Origin of the sequence: Qipengyuania sp. HL-TH1 (genome assembly GCF_036365825.1) — a bacterium.
In the GTDB taxonomy this organism is placed as follows: Bacteria; Pseudomonadota; Alphaproteobacteria; order Sphingomonadales; family Sphingomonadaceae; genus Qipengyuania; species Qipengyuania profunda.
Genome location: NZ_CP142675.1, coordinates 2,125,869 through 2,140,763 on the forward strand (window position 1 = coordinate 2,125,869; position 14,895 = coordinate 2,140,763).

Annotated in this window: 16 protein-coding genes and 1 tRNA gene; 5 read left to right on the forward strand and 12 right to left on the reverse strand. The window is 64.9% G+C overall.

What is annotated here, in order from left to right; genetic code table 11:
- Positions 1-195 precede the first annotated feature (195 nt).
- Together VWN43_RS11025 and VWN43_RS11030 are read right to left on the reverse strand one after the other, a co-directional pair.
- Positions 196-1,137, reverse strand: a complete 942-nt coding sequence (locus tag VWN43_RS11025) for an isopenicillin N synthase family dioxygenase (protein WP_320181701.1) — start codon at positions 1,135-1,137, stop codon at positions 196-198.
- 14 nt (positions 1,138-1,151) lie between these two features.
- Positions 1,152-2,498: a NupC/NupG family nucleoside CNT transporter gene (locus VWN43_RS11030; RefSeq protein WP_253522137.1), complete on the reverse strand. Its 1,347-nt coding sequence runs from the start codon at positions 2,496-2,498 to the stop codon at positions 1,152-1,154.
- Between the two features lie 127 nt (positions 2,499-2,625).
- On the opposite strand from VWN43_RS11030, the gene VWN43_RS11035 reads away from it, so the two are divergent.
- Positions 2,626-3,309: a queuosine precursor transporter gene (locus VWN43_RS11035; protein WP_263605263.1), complete on the forward strand. Its 684-nt coding sequence runs from the start codon at positions 2,626-2,628 to the stop codon at positions 3,307-3,309.
- Here the strand turns inward: VWN43_RS11035 and VWN43_RS11040 are convergent.
- The 7 genes from VWN43_RS11040 to folK all read right to left on the reverse strand — a co-directional run bounded on the left by VWN43_RS11040 (position 3,306) and on the right by folK (position 7,884).
- Positions 3,306-3,821, reverse strand: a complete 516-nt coding sequence (locus VWN43_RS11040; protein ID WP_320181700.1) for a DUF421 domain-containing protein — start codon at positions 3,819-3,821, stop codon at positions 3,306-3,308. The two genes, VWN43_RS11035 and VWN43_RS11040, sit on opposite strands and share 4 nt — an antisense overlap.
- 44 nt (positions 3,822-3,865) lie before the next feature.
- Complete coding sequence (gene fghA / locus VWN43_RS11045; protein WP_320181699.1) at positions 3,866-4,717, reverse strand: S-formylglutathione hydrolase; 852 nt, start codon at positions 4,715-4,717, stop codon at positions 3,866-3,868.
- A complete protein-coding gene (locus VWN43_RS11050; protein WP_320181698.1) occupies positions 4,714-5,370 on the reverse strand; it encodes a CoA transferase subunit B in 657 nt (218 codons plus the stop codon). The genes fghA and VWN43_RS11050 overlap by 4 nt, the downstream gene beginning before the upstream one ends.
- Positions 5,370-6,080 carry a CoA transferase subunit A gene (locus tag VWN43_RS11055; RefSeq protein WP_320181697.1) on the reverse strand — a complete coding sequence of 237 codons (711 nt, stop codon included), beginning with the start codon at positions 6,078-6,080 and terminating at the stop codon, positions 5,370-5,372. The genes VWN43_RS11050 and VWN43_RS11055 overlap by 1 nt, the downstream gene beginning before the upstream one ends.
- On the reverse strand, positions 6,080-7,192 hold the full coding sequence (locus tag VWN43_RS11060) for an S-(hydroxymethyl)glutathione dehydrogenase/class III alcohol dehydrogenase (RefSeq protein ID WP_320181696.1): 1,113 nt from the start codon (positions 7,190-7,192) through the stop codon (positions 6,080-6,082). The genes VWN43_RS11055 and VWN43_RS11060 overlap by 1 nt, the downstream gene beginning before the upstream one ends.
- Before the next feature lie 57 nt (positions 7,193-7,249).
- Positions 7,250-7,325 (reverse strand) — tRNA-Lys (locus VWN43_RS11065).
- A gap of 73 nt (positions 7,326-7,398) precedes the next feature.
- Positions 7,399-7,884 carry a 2-amino-4-hydroxy-6-hydroxymethyldihydropteridine diphosphokinase gene (gene folK / locus VWN43_RS11070; protein WP_320181695.1) on the reverse strand — a complete coding sequence of 162 codons (486 nt, stop codon included), beginning with the start codon at positions 7,882-7,884 and terminating at the stop codon, positions 7,399-7,401.
- A 52-nt stretch (positions 7,885-7,936) separates the two neighbouring features.
- Here folK and VWN43_RS11075 point away from each other — a divergent pair, with 52 nt between their 5' ends.
- Positions 7,937-9,358: a M20/M25/M40 family metallo-hydrolase gene (locus tag VWN43_RS11075; protein WP_330767318.1), complete on the forward strand. Its 1,422-nt coding sequence runs from the start codon at positions 7,937-7,939 to the stop codon at positions 9,356-9,358.
- Here VWN43_RS11075 and VWN43_RS11080 read toward each other — a convergent pair.
- Genes VWN43_RS11080 through VWN43_RS11090 form a run of 3 tightly spaced genes read right to left on the reverse strand, consistent with a single transcriptional unit; the run spans position 9,355 to position 11,503 of the window.
- Positions 9,355-9,774, reverse strand: a complete 420-nt coding sequence (locus tag VWN43_RS11080) for a hypothetical protein (RefSeq protein ID WP_253522123.1) — start codon at positions 9,772-9,774, stop codon at positions 9,355-9,357. The two genes, VWN43_RS11075 and VWN43_RS11080, sit on opposite strands and share 4 nt — an antisense overlap.
- Positions 9,775-9,776: 2 nt before the next feature.
- The gene (gene aguB, locus VWN43_RS11085; RefSeq protein ID WP_320181694.1) at positions 9,777-10,640 is read right to left on the reverse strand and encodes an N-carbamoylputrescine amidase; all 864 of its coding nucleotides are present in this window, start codon (positions 10,638-10,640) and stop codon (positions 9,777-9,779) included.
- A 38-nt stretch (positions 10,641-10,678) separates the two neighbouring features.
- Entirely contained in the window at positions 10,679-11,503 is an 825-nt protein-coding gene (locus VWN43_RS11090) for a class I SAM-dependent methyltransferase (protein ID WP_320181693.1), read from the reverse strand.
- Positions 11,504-11,606: 103 nt separating this feature from the next.
- On the opposite strand from VWN43_RS11090, the gene msrA reads away from it, so the two are divergent.
- The 3 genes from msrA (at position 11,607) to VWN43_RS11105 (ending at position 14,890) form a co-directional block, all read left to right on the forward strand.
- Positions 11,607-12,143 carry a peptide-methionine (S)-S-oxide reductase MsrA gene (gene msrA / locus VWN43_RS11095; RefSeq protein WP_320181692.1) on the forward strand — a complete coding sequence of 179 codons (537 nt, stop codon included), beginning with the start codon at positions 11,607-11,609 and terminating at the stop codon, positions 12,141-12,143.
- Positions 12,144-12,254: 111 nt separating this feature from the next.
- Positions 12,255-13,112: a hypothetical protein gene (locus VWN43_RS11100; protein ID WP_320181691.1), complete on the forward strand. Its 858-nt coding sequence runs from the start codon at positions 12,255-12,257 to the stop codon at positions 13,110-13,112.
- 2 nt (positions 13,113-13,114) lie between these two features.
- Positions 13,115-14,890 carry a tetratricopeptide repeat protein gene (locus VWN43_RS11105; protein ID WP_330767323.1) on the forward strand — a complete coding sequence of 592 codons (1,776 nt, stop codon included), beginning with the start codon at positions 13,115-13,117 and terminating at the stop codon, positions 14,888-14,890.
- Positions 14,891-14,895 lie beyond the last annotated feature (5 nt).

Genomic DNA, 14,895 nt, shown 5'->3' on the forward strand with positions numbered 1-14,895 from the left:
GCGGGGAGGACGTTGCGCCAAAGCGATCTTTTTATGACATGATCAAGACATGTATTGCACCTGCGAGACGTTTCGCTGCAGCGCAATAAAATTTGCTTGGATTTCCGCGACTTAGACTAGTTGCAAAAAGGCAACGAATCCGATTCTTTCCGGAACCGATGCATAAATACAACGCTCGCCGGATGCGGCGGGGCCTCAGGCGAGATTGATCTCGCGCAGGCGCTGGAGCAGGAATTCGTGACTCGAAATCGGTTCGGGCCGCTTTTCGGGATGCGCCGGGTCGATGCACGAGGGCAGCGTCTCGATCACGTAATCGGGGCGGAAGTGGAGGAAGAACGGCATTGAGTAGCGCGCGCGATAGGCCGCTTCCCCGCGCGGATTGACCACCCGGTGCGTGGTCGAGCGCAGCTTGCCGTTGGTCAACCGGTCGAGCATGTCGCCGACATTGACCACCAGCGCCCCCTCGGGCGGCGCAACCGCTTTCCATTCACCCTGCGCGGTCAGCAGTTCGAGCCCCGCCTCCTCCGCGCCGAGCAACAGCGTGATCGTGTTGATGTCGCCATGCGCAGCAGCGCGAATCGCGCCCTCGGCTTCCGCGCCCTCGAGCGGCGGGTAGCGCAGCAGGCGCATCACCGAATTGCCGTCCTCGACCGTGGGCGCGAAGAAGCCGCGGTCGAGCCCGAGATGCAGCGCGATGCCCTCGAGCACGCGGCCCCCGGCTTCCTCGAATGCCGCGTAGAGTTCGGAGAAGGTCTCGCGGAAACCCTTGACCTCGGACGGCCAGACATTGTCGGCCATGAACTCGGCCAGCGGATGGCCTGCGGCCAGCTCGCGCCCGACGTGCCAGAATTCCTTGAGATCGTGGACCTTGGCGTCCTTGGCCTTCTCGGTCCCGAAGGGGGTATAGCCGCGCGCGCCGCCGCCGCCGGGAATGTGATAGGCGCGCTTGACCGCGTCGGGGAGCGCGAAGAACTGCTTCGCCAGCGCTTCGGCGCGGTCGATCAACTCCTGCGGGATGCCGTGGTCGCGGACGACGGCGAACCCGTATTCCTCGAAGCTGCGGCCCAGTTCGGCGGCGATGGAGTCGAGCGGCTGTGCCAGCGACACAACCGCGATATCGGTGTTCGAATCGGTCATAATGGCTGCGCCCTTTAATACGGCAGGAAGAGTCCCGCCAGCGCCGCGCTCATCAGATTGGCGAGACTGCCCGCCGCGAGCGCGCGCAGGCCGAGCTTGGCGATGACCGGGCGCTGGTTGGGTGCCAGCCCGCCGGTCACGGCCATCTGGATCGCGATCGAGCTGAAATTGGCAAAGCCGCACAGTGCGAAGGTGACGATCGCGCGGCTGCGATCGGTCAGCACGCTGGCGTCCATTGCGCCCAGTTCGATAAAGGCGACGAATTCGTTGAGGACGATCTTGGTGCCGAACAATCCGCCCGCGGCACCGGCCTGCTCCCACGGAATGCCGATCAGATACATCACCGGTGCGAACACCAGTCCGAGCAATTGCTGGAAACTGACATCGGGATAGCCGAACCAGCCGCCGATACCGCCGAGGATGCCATTGGCGAGCGCAACCAGCGCGACGAAGACCATCACCATCGCGCCAACCGCCACGGCGAGCTTCACGCCGGTCTGCGTCCCCTGCGCGGCGGCCTCGATGATATTGGCGGGCTTGTGGCCTTCCTCGAAGGTCTCGGCGACTTCGACTTCATGCGCCTTGCCGCCTTCGGTCAGCGCGGCGGGTCCTTCGGCGCTGATCCGGCTCTTGGGCAGCACGATCTCGCCTTCGGGATCGACGCCGGACATTTGCGCGGCATCGCGGGCCAGGTCGCTCTGGTCGTCGGGCATGATGATCTTGGCCATCAGGATGCCGCCGGGTGCGGACATGAAGGCCGCGGCGAGCAGGAAGGGCACCGCTTCGGCGCCAATGAAGCTGGCATAGGCGGCGAGGATGGTCCCCGCCACGCCGGCCATGCCCACGCTCATCAGCGTGAACAGCCGGCTGGGGGTCAGCGCGGCGAGATAGGGGCGCACCACCAGCGGGCTTTCCGACTGGCCGACGAAGATGTTGGCCGCGCTACCCAGCGCCTCGACCTTGCTGATGCCGGTGATCCAGCCGATCGCCCCGCCGACCCAGCGCACCAGCCGCTGCATGATGCCCCAGTGGTAGAGGATCGACACGATCGCCGCGAAGAACACGATCACCGGCAAGGCGGCGATGACGAAGGTGTTGGTGAAGGGATTGGCCCCCATCGGCCCGAACACTGCCTCGATCCCGACCTTGGAGTAATCGAGCAGCGCGATCACCCCGTTGGACAGCGACTGGATCAGTTGCACGCCAAACGGTGTCCGCAGCACCAGCAGCGCCATCAGCGCCTGCAGCGCAAAGGCGGCCCCGACTACGCGCAGGCTGATACGGCGCTTGCCCGTCGACAGCAGGAAGGCGAGCAGCAGGATCGCCACGATACCGACGAGATTGATCAGGATGGGCGACATCGGGTTCCCTTCGGGGAGGACTAATTGCGGATGAAATCGGTCGCTGTCTTGCGCGCGCTGCCGCAATAGTCAATTTTCGGGACCCGCAGACGGCCTCGCCGTCCACCAAACTTGTCGAGGCCGTGTGATGACCGAACCCGCCAACGAGACCCGTCTCGCCGCTGCCGCCATGCCATTGGGGCAGTTCGTCTACACGCTGCTTTATGGCGGGATGACGGTGCTGGCGGGCGTGCTCGCCTTCAAGCAGGTGCAGCTGTGGCCGACCGATCTGGCGGTGGAATCGGGCATTTTCGCCTTCCTCCTGCTGGTCGTCATCTCGAGCACGATGGCGCAGCTTTACGGCGAGAAGCTGGCCAACCGGATCGTATGGTGGGGGTTCATCCCGCTGCTCGTGGCCTCCCTGCTCATGCAACTGGTGCTCTCGCTCCCTGCCTCGACCGAAATGTCGCAGTTCCGCGGGGACGACCTCGCCGCGTTCGAGCGCGTGCATGCGACGCTGTGGCGCGTGTGGCTGGCAGGCCCGGCCGCCTATATCGTTTCGCTGCTGCTCAATGTGTGGATCTTCTCGCGCCTGCGCGGATCGTCCGAAGGCGCATCGACGCTGTCACTGATGGCGCGCGGGGCGATTGCCTCGGCGCTGAGCCAGGCGATCGATTCGGTGATCTTCATCACGCTGGCGTTCTATGGCCAGTTCGCGATCACCAACCTGCTGATCGGGCAGATCATCGCCAAAGTCGTGCTCAGCCTGGTGCTGGTGCCGTTCCTGATTACCGGCGGGGTCGCCTTCGCCCGCTGGCTCGACCGCCGCTAGACGCGCTTTACGTTCTCGACGATCGTCTCCTCGAGATGGTCGCCGTGCAGCACCGACACGTCGCCGGTGGTTTCGAGCACCACTGCCCGGACCTGGCCTAGATCGAGCACATTGGCTTCGCGCAGCTTGGCGACCAGATCGCTCTTGGCGACGCGCGTGTACGTCAGGGCATCTTCGCAGAACTTCCCGTTGCGCATCAGGAAGACCGGATCGTTCTGCATCAGGTCCTCGACATGGTCGGACGTCTTGCGCAGCCGCGCCGAGGTCGCCTGGATGAGGAACAGGCCCGCCATTGCGACCATGGCCTGGGCGAAGGCTTTCCAGTCGCTCGCCTGCGCCGCACCCGCGATGAGACTGCCGAGCGCGATCGTCATCACGAAGTCGAAATTGGTCATCTTGGACAGCGAGCGCAGCCCGTTGAGGCGGATCAGCACCACCACCCAGATGATGGCGGCAATTGCCAGCAATACGCCGCGCGCGATGGTATCCGGCCAGGGAGTGTCGAGTATCATGCTGCCCCAACGCATGGCGGGCGCGAATCTATCCCGCCCAGCGTTCAGCCCTGCAAATGCCGCGCGTGCCAGCCGACATGCTCGGCCATGAAGGTCGAGATGAAGTAATAGGAATGGTCGTAGCCGGGCTGCATGCGGATTTCCGCCGGCATGCCTGCGGATTTGCAGGCATCGACCAGCAGTTCGGTCCTGAGCTGTTCCTCGAGGAAATTGTCCGCCGTGCCCTGATCGACCAGCAGGTTCGCATGGCGCGCACCGTCTTCGATCAGCGCGCAGGCATCGTATTCGCGCCAGTCGCTGCGGTTGTCGCCCAGATAGCCGCCCAGCGCCTTGTCGCCCCACGGACAGTTCAGCGGGCTGACGATCGGCGAGAAGGCGCTGATCGAACGGAAGCGGTCGGGATTGCGCAGGCCGATGGTCAGCGCGCCGTGGCCGCCCATCGAATGGCCGCTGATCGCCTGCCGCTGCATGTCGGCGGGGAAATGCTCGGCCAGCAGCGCGGGCAGTTCCCGTTCGATATAGCTACGCATCTGGAAATGCTGCGCCCAGGGCGCCTGCGTCGCATCGACATAGAAGCCCGCGCCCTGCCCGAAATCATAGGCCTCGTCATCGGGTACGTCCTCACCGCGGGGCGAGGTGTCGGGCGCGACGAAGATGACCCCGTGCTCGGCGCAGGCAGCGCGGAATTCGCCCTTCTCGGTGACATTGGCTTGGGTGCAGGTCAGCCCCGACAGGAACCACAGCACGGGTAGTTTTGCGCCGTCTGCATGCGGCGGGACGAAGACCGAGAAGGTCATCTGCGTGCCGGTGCTGGCCGAGGCATGACGGTAGACGCCCTGCACGCCGCCATGGCTGCAATTTTCCGATACCGTCTCGAGCGTGCCCGCGGTGGTCATAGCGCGACCTCGTATTTCGCGGTCGTCTTCGCGGCGATTTCGTCCGCCGTCACGCCCGGCGCCAGTTCGACCAGCCGGAAGGGGCTGTCATGGTTGGGCCGCTGGAATACCGCCAGATTGGTGACGATCATGTCGACCACGTTCTGCCCGGTCAGCGGCAGCGTGCATTCGGGAATGAACTTGGGGCTGCCGTCCTTGGCGGTGTGATCCATCACCACGATGATCTGCTTGACGCCCGCGACGAGATCCATCGCGCCGCCCATGCCTTTGATCATCTTGCCCGGGATCATCCAATTGGCGATGTCGCCGTTCTGGGCCACTTCCATCGCGCCCAGCACGGTCAGGTCGATATGCCCGCCGCGGATCATGGCGAAGCTGGCCGCGCTGTCGAAATAGGCGCTGTGCGGCAGTTCGCTGATGGTCTGCTTGCCCGCATTGATCAGGTCCGCATCGACCTCGTCGGGGTAAGGGAACGGTCCGATGCCAAGCATGCCGTTCTCGCTCTGCAGCGTGACATGCATGCCTTGCGGAATGTGGTTGGCGACCAGCGTCGGGATGCCGATGCCAAGATTGACGTAATAGCCGTCGCGCAATTCCTGCGCGGCGCGGGCCGCCATCTGGTTGCGGTCCCAGCCTGCTGCTTCCTGGGGCATCAGGCGCTCTCCCTTTCGCGGGTGGTTTCGAATTCGATCTTCTTGTCGTAGGGCGCGCCCACGATCATCCGCTGGACGTAGACGCCCGGCAGGTGGATGCAGTCGGGGTCGAGGCTGCCGGTGGGCACGATCTCTTCGACCTCGACCACGCAGACCTTGCCGCAGGTTGCCGCGGGCTGGTTGAAATTGCGTGCGGTCTTGCGGAACACGAGGTTGCCGGTTTCATCCGCCTTCCATGCCTTGACGATGGCGAGGTCGGCGAAGATGCCGCGTTCGAGGATATAGTCCTCGCCGTCGAAGGTCTTGGCTTCCTTGCCTTCGGCGACCTGCGTGCCGACGCCGGTCTTTGTGTAGAAGCCGGGAATACCCGCACCGCCGGCGCGCATGCGCTCGGCCAGCGTGCCCTGCGGGCAGAACTCGACCTCGAGCTCGCCCGAAAGAAACTGGCGTTCGAATTCCTTGTTCTCGCCGACATAGGAGGAGATCATCTTCCTCACCTGCTGGGTGCGCAGCAGCATGCCGATGCCTTCATTGTCGATGCCCGCATTGTTGCTGGCGAAGGTCAACCCCTTCACGCCGCTGTCGCGGATCGCGGTCAGCAGGCGTTCGGGAATGCCGCACAGGCCGAAGCCGCCGCTGGCGATGAGCATGTCGTCGCGCAGCACGCCGTCGAGCGCTGCCGCGGCATCGGAATAAATCTTTCCGCCCATCAGAAGACCACCACGCTGCGAATGCTTTCGCCGGCATGCATCAGGTCGAAGCCCTTGTTGATTTCCTCGAGCGACAGGACATGGGTGATCATCGGGTCGATCTCGATCTTGCCGTCCATGTACCAGTCGACGATCTTGGGCACATCGGTGCGCCCGCGCGCGCCGCCGAAGGCGGTGCCGCGCCAGTTGCGCCCGGTCACCAGCTGGAACGGGCGGGTGGCGATTTCCTTGCCCGCTTCGGCCACGCCGATCACGATGCTGGTGCCCCAGCCGCGATGGCAGGCCTCGAGCGCGGTCCGCATGACCTCGGTATTGCCGGTGCAGTCGAAGGTGTAATCGGCGCCGCCATCGGTCATTTCGACCACCTTGGCGACGACCTCGTCGCGGCTCATGCCCTTGGTGTTGAGGAAGTGGGTCATGCCGAACTTGCGGCCCCATTCCTCGCGGTCGGAATTGATGTCGATGCCGATGATCATGCCCGCACCCGACAGCCGCGCGCCCTGGATCACGTTGAGGCCGATCCCGCCGAGCCCGAACACGACGACATTGTCGCCCACCTGCACCTTGGCGGTGTTGGTCACCGCGCCGACGCCGGTGGTGACCCCGCAGCCGATATAGCAGCTGGACTGGAACGGCGCGTCTTCGCGGATCTTGGCGACCGCGATTTCGGGCAGCACGGTGAAGTTCGAAAAGGTCGAGCAGCCCATGTAATGGTAGATCGGCTCGCCCTTGTAGGAGAAGCGCGTCGTCCCGTCGGGCATCAGCCCCTTGCCCTGCGTCGCGCGGATCGCGGTGCACAGATTGGTTTTGCCGCTGAGGCACGATTTACACTGGCGGCATTCGGGCGTGTAGAGCGGGATCACATGATCGCCGGGCGATACGCTGGTGACGCCCGCGCCGACTTCGCGCACGATGCCCGCGCCTTCATGGCCGAGCACGCTGGGGAAAAGGCCTTCGGAATCGAGCCCGTCGAGCGTGTAGGCATCGGTGTGGCAGATGCCGGTGGCCATGATCTCGACCAGCACCTCGCCTGCCTTGGGCCCTTCCAGGTCGAGCTCGACGATTTCGAGCGGTTGCTTGGGGGCGAAGGCGACTGCAGCGCGGGTTTTCATGGATAATGGCTCCGGACTAGAGGTGCCGGCGCACCGGCCTCGGGGCGAAATACAATGTGGTGAGCCGTGCTGGGTTCGAACCAGCGACCTACTGATTAAAAGTCAGTTGCTCTACCGACTGAGCTAACGGCCCGACCACGGCGTGCCACCTAGGGGCGCTGTCGCGGGTGGTCAAGCCGGTGATGCGGCCGATACCGCGCCTGCGCTCAGGAAAGCCGCGCGGCCAGCTGGCGCACCGTCAGATGCGTCACCGGATCGTGCCAGTGCGGCGCGATCTCGGCGGCAGGGTGCAGGACGAAGGGGCGCTGCCGGAACAGGGGATGCGGGATCGCCAGCTCGCCGGTATGCCAGGCCCCGCCGCTCCACAGCACGATATCGAGATCGAGCGTGCGCGAGCGCCAGCGCTGTCCGCGCCGGTTGCGACCGAAGGCGCGCTCGATATCCTGCAAATTCTCCAGCGCGTCGGGCGGCGAGAGATCGCCCGTGATGATCGCCGCGCCATTGGCATAGCGCCGCAGCGACGGGCCGACCGGCGCGCTGTCGACCACGCGCGCGACCGCCTCGACCTCCCAGCCGCTTTCGGCCAGCGCCGCCACCGCCGCCGCCAGTACCGCGCGCGGCGCGCCCACGCCGGACACCCGGCAGTTCGAGCCGAGCGCGACCAGATAATGATGCTCGCTTGCCTCGCCCATGCCCCCGCCCTAGCGTCCCCGCCGACAAGAGCCAATCGGGAGCGGCAGGTACATGAAGATCAAGGCAATCGTGGCGGCAGGTGCGCTGGCCATGGCAGGGCAGGCAGCGGCGGACGATCATGCGCCGCGCGACCTGACTGCGCATGAGCAGCGCGTTTACGACATCTACCGCGATATCATCGCCTTCCGCACGGCGGCAGGTCACGGGCAGATGGACGAGATGGTCGCCTATCTTACCGACCGACTGACGGCAGCCGGCTTTGCCGAAGAGAATCTGCTGGTCACCGATTACGACAGCGAAGGCGATCCGACGCAGGGGTTGGTCGTGCGCTACCGCGGCGACGGGTCTGCCGGCGCGAAGCCGATCGTCATGCTCGCGCATATGGATGTGGTCGACGCCCTGCCCGAAGACTGGGAGCGCGATCCCTTCGCGCTGGTCGAGGACGAAGGCTATTTCTTCGGCCGCGGGACGCAGGACAACAAATACGGGGTCGCCAATCTCACCGGCACCTTTATCCGGCTGAAGGAAGAGGGTTGGACGCCCAGCCGCGACCTCTATCTGGTTTTCTCGGGCGACGAGGAAACGGGCATGGTCTCCACCCGCGCGCAGGCTCGGTGGGTCGCCGACAATGTCGACCCCGCCTATATCCTCAACTCCGACGCCGGCGGGATCGGGCTGGCGGACGATTTCTCGCCGCTCGCGCAGCAGGTGCAGCTGGCCGAGAAGACCTATGTCACTTTCGATGTCACCGCGACCAATCCCGGCGGGCATTCCTCGCGCCCGCGCAGTGACAATGCGATTTATGACCTCGCGGGCGCGCTGACGCGAATTGCGCAGCACCAGTTCCCCGTGCGCGAGAGCGAGCTGACGCGCAGCTATTTCGGCGCGCTGGGCCAGAGCATTCCGGGCGAGCTGGGCGCGGCCATGCGGACCTTCGCCGCCGATCCCGCCGATGACAGCGCAATCGCGCTGATCAGCGCCGATCCGGGCTATGTCGGCACGCTGCGCACGACCTGCGTGGCGACCATGCTCGACGCCGGCCATGCCGAAAACGCGCTGCCGCAATCGGCCAGCGCCGCCGTCAATTGCCGGGTCTTCCCGGGCGAAGGCGTGGAATCGGTCAAGGCCGCGCTGGAGCAGGCGATCGGCAATGAAGCGATCACCGTGACGCAGCGCGCCGAGGCGACCGAAAGCCCGATGAGCACCTTTCCCGGCGAGGTCCGCAATGCGCTGGCCAAATCGCTCACCGCGCGGTTCGGGCAGGCGATCCCGATGATCCCGACGATGTCTTCAGGCGGCACCGACGGCATGCATTACCGCGCGCTGGGGTACGATACGGTGGCCATCGGCGCAGGCGCGAGCCGACCGCAGGACATCTATGCGCATGGCCTCAACGAGCGGATGCGGGCCGATGCCTTCTATGCCGGGCTCGACCACTGGAGTATCGTGCTGAAGGAACTGGCGGGCAGCTAGAACAGCTCGTTGGCGGCAGGCCGCGCGGTGAAGCTGCCGAGCGTGAGCTGGCGCTGGTGCCCGAGCAGTCCGCTGCTCGCGATCTCGAACGGGACCAGCACATCGGCTGCATAATTGGCCGCGCGCAGGCGGACTTCGATCGTCGCGGCGTCGGTCCGGTGACGAACGATGGCGGCGGCGCGGATCGTCCCGTCGGCCGCGCGCGGACGGATCACATCGGCGAGCCGGTCGAGCACGCCCTGCGCGCCTTCGATGGCACCCGTCTCGAGCACCGCGACATTCTGGATCGCGCCATTGGCGCGCAATTCGAACACCAGCGGGAAGAACGTCCCGTCCTTTTCGATCCGGGCGATCGCGGCTTCGAGCGCGGCGGTGAAGAGCGCATCGAGCCGTGCCTGGTCGATGCCCGCAGCCAAGCTCAGATATCCTCGCTGATGCGCCCGTAGAGCTGCGGGCGGCGGTCGCGGAAGAAGCCCATCCCCGCCCGGTGTTTGCGCGCGCGGTCGAGATCGAGCGTGGCGGTCAGCACCCCTTCGCTCGACCCGCCGAATTCCGCGACCAGATCGCCCCATTCGTCGCTGATGAAGCTGTGGCCATAGAAGCTCTGCTGGCGATCGGCGGGGCCTTCGTGCCCGATCCGGTTGGCGGCGCAGACGGGCATGCAGTTGGACACCGCATGGCCGATCATCGCACGGCGCCACATGCGGCTGGTGTCGAGATCGGCGTCATAGGGTTCGGAGCCGATGGCGGTGGGATAGAACAGCACTTCGGCTCCCTTGAGCGCCATCACCCGCGCGCATTCTGGATACCACTGGTCCCAGCAGATCCCCACGCCGACGCGCGTGCCGAACACGTCCCACACCTTGAACCCGTCATTGCCCGGGCGGAAATAGTACTTCTCTTCGTAGCCCGGGCCGTCGGGGATGTGGCTCTTGCGATAGGTCCCCATGATGGCACCATCGGGTCCGATCATCGCCAGCGTGTTGTAATAGTGCTGCCCGTCGCGTTCGAAGAAGCTGGTCGGGATCGCCACGCCGAGCTTGGCCGCCAGTTCCTGCATTGCCTGCACGCTCGGGCTTTCGAACGTGGGATGCGCGAGGTCGAACAGCTCTTCCTCTTCCGTCCGGCAGAAATACTCGCCCGCGAACAGTTCGGGCGGCAGGATCACCTGCGCGCCCTTGCCCGCGGCCTCTTCGACAAGCGCGGACACGGCAGCGATGTTGTCGGCCGGCTCGGGGCGGGCGAGCGGCAATTGCAGGACGGCGACGGACAGCTTTCTCATGCGCGCGAGATAGGCAGCCGCCGCCGTCCAGACAATGGTTACTGCGCCTTGCGGAACAGCAGCGTCATGCGGTCGCTTTCGCCGATGGCTTCGTATTTCGCGCGGTCCTGGTCGCCGTAACGCAGCACCGGCGGCAGCGTCCACACGCCGCCTTCCCAGTTCGCAGGGTCGTTCGGATTGGCGTTGATCTCGCTCTCACCGGCCAGTTCGAAGCCGTTGGCGGCGAAGATCGCGACGACATCCTGCTTGCGCATGTAGCCGCGCTGGCGCGCGCCGTAATCGTCGTAGCTTGCGCCTTCGGGCGCGCGGTGCTGGACCACGCCGACCATGCCGTCGTCCTTGAGCATCATGCGCGCAGCCTTGAGCACATCGTCCGCCGCATTGCCCATGTTCAGCCCGTGCATCGAGCGGAAGATCAGCACGCGGTCGACCGTGCCGGCGAGGTCTTCGGGCATCTCGTCGATCTCGAACGCAGTCACCGCATCCGCCTCAACACCGGTCATTTCGGCGACTTCGGCCTTGAACCGTTCGGTCCAGCCCTTCGCGCGCGCTTCCTGCGCCCGGCTGTTGTAGGTGCCGCCATCGCTATCCTGATCGAAGGCGATATATTTGCCCGAAGAGTGCAGATAGGGCGCGAGCACGCGCGTGTACCAGCCGCCGCCCGGGCCGTATTCGGCCACGGTCATATCGGGCGCGACCTGGAAGAATTCGAGCGTTTCGGCGGGGTTGCGGTACTGGTCGCGCGCGCGGTCGTCATCGCGCACATCGGCTGCCAGCACGGTTTCGAGATCGGCGGCGTGGTTGTCGGCAGCGAGCGGTGACGCGACGAGAGCGGCAACGGCGGCAGTCAGCATAAGACGCATGGAAATCCTCCTCAATTCATCCGGCAGTGTTCTGGACCTGCCGCGGGTGGATGACAAGGCGAAGACGGCTTCCTATCTGCTGGGCACAAGGAGATTGACGAGTATGGCTCAACAACAGGCGATCGTTGCCGGCGGATGTTTCTGGTGCACCGAAGCGGTGATGAAAGACGTGATCGGCGTCAGCGCAGTGGAAAGCGGCTATATCGGCGGGCACCAGCCCAATCCGACCTACAAGGAAGTCTGCACCGGCAATACCGGCCATGCCGAGGGCGTGCGCGTGACCTTCGACGATGCGCAGATCACGTTGGCGCAGCTCTACGATGTGTTCCTGGGCACGCATGACCCGACCCAGCTTAACCGGCAGGGCAACGATGTCGGCACGCAATACCGCAGCGCGATCTTCCCGCTCGACGGGCAGGAAGACGAAGCGCGCGCGGCGATCGCGCGCTGGAACGACGAACACCCGGGCCAGCAAGCGGTCACCACGATCGAAAGCGGCGAATGGTATCCGGGCGAGGATTACCATCAGGAATATTGGGAAGGCGAAGGCCAGCGCAATCCCTATTGCCAGGCGGTGATCCCGCCCAAGCTGATGAAGCTGCGCAGGAGCTTCCAGAAATACCTCAAGCAAGACGCCTGAGGAAAAGTCCCGCGGGTCCCTGGGGCGATTTCGTGATCGGGATTGGGCCGCGCGGCATCCGACCCGCGCGGGTCATTGTGGGAAAGCGCGCAAGCTGCAATTGTCGGCGTCATGCCGGGAGCACCGACCAAGGCCCTCACCAGCGACCATGTCGTCCATGATGACGGCAGTGTCGCGTTCGCCTGTTCGCAGGACGATGCGCTGTGGCCGTGGACGGTGATCGGTCCGCACCACCCGGGTGCGATCCAGGCGGCGAGTTACTGGCTCAGCGTCGAATGCGCCATGGCGCTGGGCGGGTGGGACCCGGACAAATGGTCGGCGCTGACCTGGACCCGCTGGAGCTGCGGCGAGCCCGGCGCCGGGCGCATGGCCCGCGGTCGCTACGAACGGACAAGAATCGAAGGCAAGGAAAGCTTCTCGATCCAGCTCTACGATGCGCAGGACGCGCCGATCTGCCGCCTCGATGGGCGCGGCGTGGTGTTCCGCACACGCGATTTCGCCCAGTGGCGCAGCAGTGCCAAGGACCGCGGGGAGCAGCTGCGATCGGACCGCTTCGCCTATGCCGGGCACGAGGCGCTGGGGATTGCGCCGGGAGAACTCCCTTTCCTCGGCCCGCTCGACGGCAGTGCCGGCAGCGCCGCCACCGGCCTGCTCGACCACGCCAATGCCATGCCGCCCGCCCATCCCTGGCTCGACGGCTCGGGCGACCATGTGAACTCGGCGCATCTGGCCGAAGTCGCCCGGCAATTCGTCAGCCTGCTGTGCGCGGGCCAGCCGTTCCGCGTGACCGCCGCCGAGATGCGCTTCGACCGCTATGTCGAACTGGGTGTGCCCTTCACGGTCGAGCGGACCGAGGGCGATGACGAAACCGCGGTGGACATGGCCATTCGCCAGTCCGGCCGCGTCTGTACACAGATATCGTATCGGATCTCTCCGGAAGATCCGGAGACCGGGAAAAGACAGATCTAGTCTTGGCGAAACAGCAGGTTGCAAAGACCGCCCCCAGAAGACAAAGTCTTGAGGTCAAACTGGGGGTCGGCAAAATGTATAGACTATTCGCTGCTGCAACACTTCTGATCGCGGCACCGCTTTCCGCACAGCAAGTCCACGAGCAGCAGGCGGCCTTCGACGCTGCGGTTCTGAGCGACCGGGAGCTGATCGCAGAGGCGCAGGCCAATCGCTGGCTCGAACAGCCCTGCGATATCGGCGTTCCCCTGTTCGGCGAGATTTTGGAACGAGGCCTCGGCGACACACATGTCGCGCGGGCTCAACTCTTCGCGGGCGCCCTGTGCGATGATGAACGCGACGATTATGCAGCGGGTATGGCCAAGGTCCGCCAGCTCGAGGCGGGCTGGCCGGACTTCGACTTTACCGATCTCGGCCTGTATTTCGCTGTTCGCTCGAACAATGCGGCCGAGTATCTTTCTCGCATGCGGGCGCTCGACAATGGCCAGCTTGGGGAGTTCGAACCACAAAGATTCTGGCAAGGCTTCCGCATGGTTCGTGACCAGGGTGCCGAAGACCGCTTCGATGACATCATGCTGGAGTGGATCGATGCCCGGCGTCTCGCATACCTACCGGCGGATTTGCACGCCGGGGTAGCCATGGCTGCGCTCAGCGCGGCGATCCGGCATGGCCGCACGGAGATGGCTCCACAATTGCTCGCGACCATCCGCTCTCCCGCTGATTACCTGACCTTGCTGTCCATGCGGGAATATGAAGCGATCTGGCCTTTCGCGGCAGAACGGGCCGGCCCCAATCTCGAGGCCATAACGGATGAGTATGTGTTCTGGGCCAGCGCGCGTCTTGAAAACCACCCCAGCGATCGCGATCGATTCTCGGACGCAGCCCACGCCCTTCATTATGCGGGACGATTCGAAGAGGCGATTGCGCTTGCACGCCAGTGGCGCGAGCGGGATGGGTCTATGGCTTCGATCGAGGAGGGCGATGGCTGGACCCTCAATATCGAAGCCTACGCCAACGACGCACTGGGACGCCGCGACGAGGCCGACCGGATTTTCGACCAGCTGGCCGCGCTGGACCCGGAGGAACATCCATGGGTCGTCAATTTCGTGATCAACCGGGCATCGCGCCTCGTCGGTCATGAGCGCTGGGAAGACGGGCTCGAAGCCGCCTCGCTTGCGCGCCGTGTCGCCGACAGCTGGGGATCGCAATACGCACGGATGATCATAGCCCGCGATCACACTTGCGCGCTGGCGGCTCTTGATCGTGCGGATGAGATCGCTCCCGAATTGGCATTTCTGCGCGAAAACAAGGCGGAATCCTACACACTCGCCGCGCAGGCGCTGCTCTGTGTCGGAGAACGCGCCGAAGCCGTCGATCTGCTGCTTGAAGGGATCGCCGACGAACCGAACCGCAGTCAGGTTCTGGGGGCTTGCAGCCGAGCACCTTCGACCTGTTCTATACGCCGTCTAAATTGCCGCATCCGGTCGAGTTGCTCGACGAAAGCGCCGAGTTGCAGGCAGCCTTCGAGCAATATGCGCGCGTCATCCCGGAGGAGTTCACGCCGACTGCATCGATCCTCGCGAACCGCTGAGCGTCCTTCGAGGCCTTCGCGCCCGCGCGCGAGGAACACCGCTGCTAAGTTCACCTCCTCGGCTTTGGTGCGGACCCGACCTTCTTTGGCAGCATCGCTAGCTGTGCGAGGATGCAACTGGGCCAGTCGGGGCGCGACTGCACCTCGATCGACTATCGCATCGCCGGGATCTAGCCGCCGGTCGGGGTGACTGGG

Excerpts from the sequence above, each read along its gene's own strand:
- folK (WP_320181695.1), bottom strand. The coding sequence starts at position 7,884 with ATGGGCGAGGCAAGCGAGCATCATTATCTGGTCGCGCTCGGCTCGAAC.
- VWN43_RS11040 (WP_320181700.1), bottom strand. The coding sequence starts at position 3,821 with ATGATACTCGACACTCCCTGGCCGGATACCATCGCGCGCGGCGTATTG.
- VWN43_RS11060 (WP_320181696.1), bottom strand. The coding sequence starts at position 7,192 with ATGAAAACCCGCGCTGCAGTCGCCTTCGCCCCCAAGCAACCGCTCGAA.
- VWN43_RS11090 (WP_320181693.1), bottom strand. The coding sequence starts at position 11,503 with ATGCGTCTTATGCTGACTGCCGCCGTTGCCGCTCTCGTCGCGTCACCG.
- VWN43_RS11025 (WP_320181701.1), bottom strand. The coding sequence starts at position 1,137 with ATGACCGATTCGAACACCGATATCGCGGTTGTGTCGCTGGCACAGCCG.
- fghA (WP_320181699.1), bottom strand. The coding sequence starts at position 4,717 with ATGACCACCGCGGGCACGCTCGAGACGGTATCGGAAAATTGCAGCCAT.
- VWN43_RS11100 (WP_320181691.1), top strand. The coding sequence starts at position 12,255 with ATGCCGGGAGCACCGACCAAGGCCCTCACCAGCGACCATGTCGTCCAT.
- VWN43_RS11055 (WP_320181697.1), bottom strand. The coding sequence starts at position 6,080 with ATGGGCGGAAAGATTTATTCCGATGCCGCGGCAGCGCTCGACGGCGTG.
- VWN43_RS11030 (WP_253522137.1), bottom strand. The coding sequence starts at position 2,498 with ATGTCGCCCATCCTGATCAATCTCGTCGGTATCGTGGCGATCCTGCTG.
- VWN43_RS11050 (WP_320181698.1), bottom strand. The coding sequence starts at position 5,370 with ATGCCCCAGGAAGCAGCAGGCTGGGACCGCAACCAGATGGCGGCCCGC.
- msrA (WP_320181692.1), top strand. The coding sequence starts at position 11,607 with ATGGCTCAACAACAGGCGATCGTTGCCGGCGGATGTTTCTGGTGCACC.
- aguB (WP_320181694.1), bottom strand. The coding sequence starts at position 10,640 with ATGAGAAAGCTGTCCGTCGCCGTCCTGCAATTGCCGCTCGCCCGCCCC.
- VWN43_RS11035 (WP_263605263.1), top strand. The coding sequence starts at position 2,626 with ATGACCGAACCCGCCAACGAGACCCGTCTCGCCGCTGCCGCCATGCCA.
- VWN43_RS11075 (WP_330767318.1), top strand. The coding sequence starts at position 7,937 with ATGAAGATCAAGGCAATCGTGGCGGCAGGTGCGCTGGCCATGGCAGGG.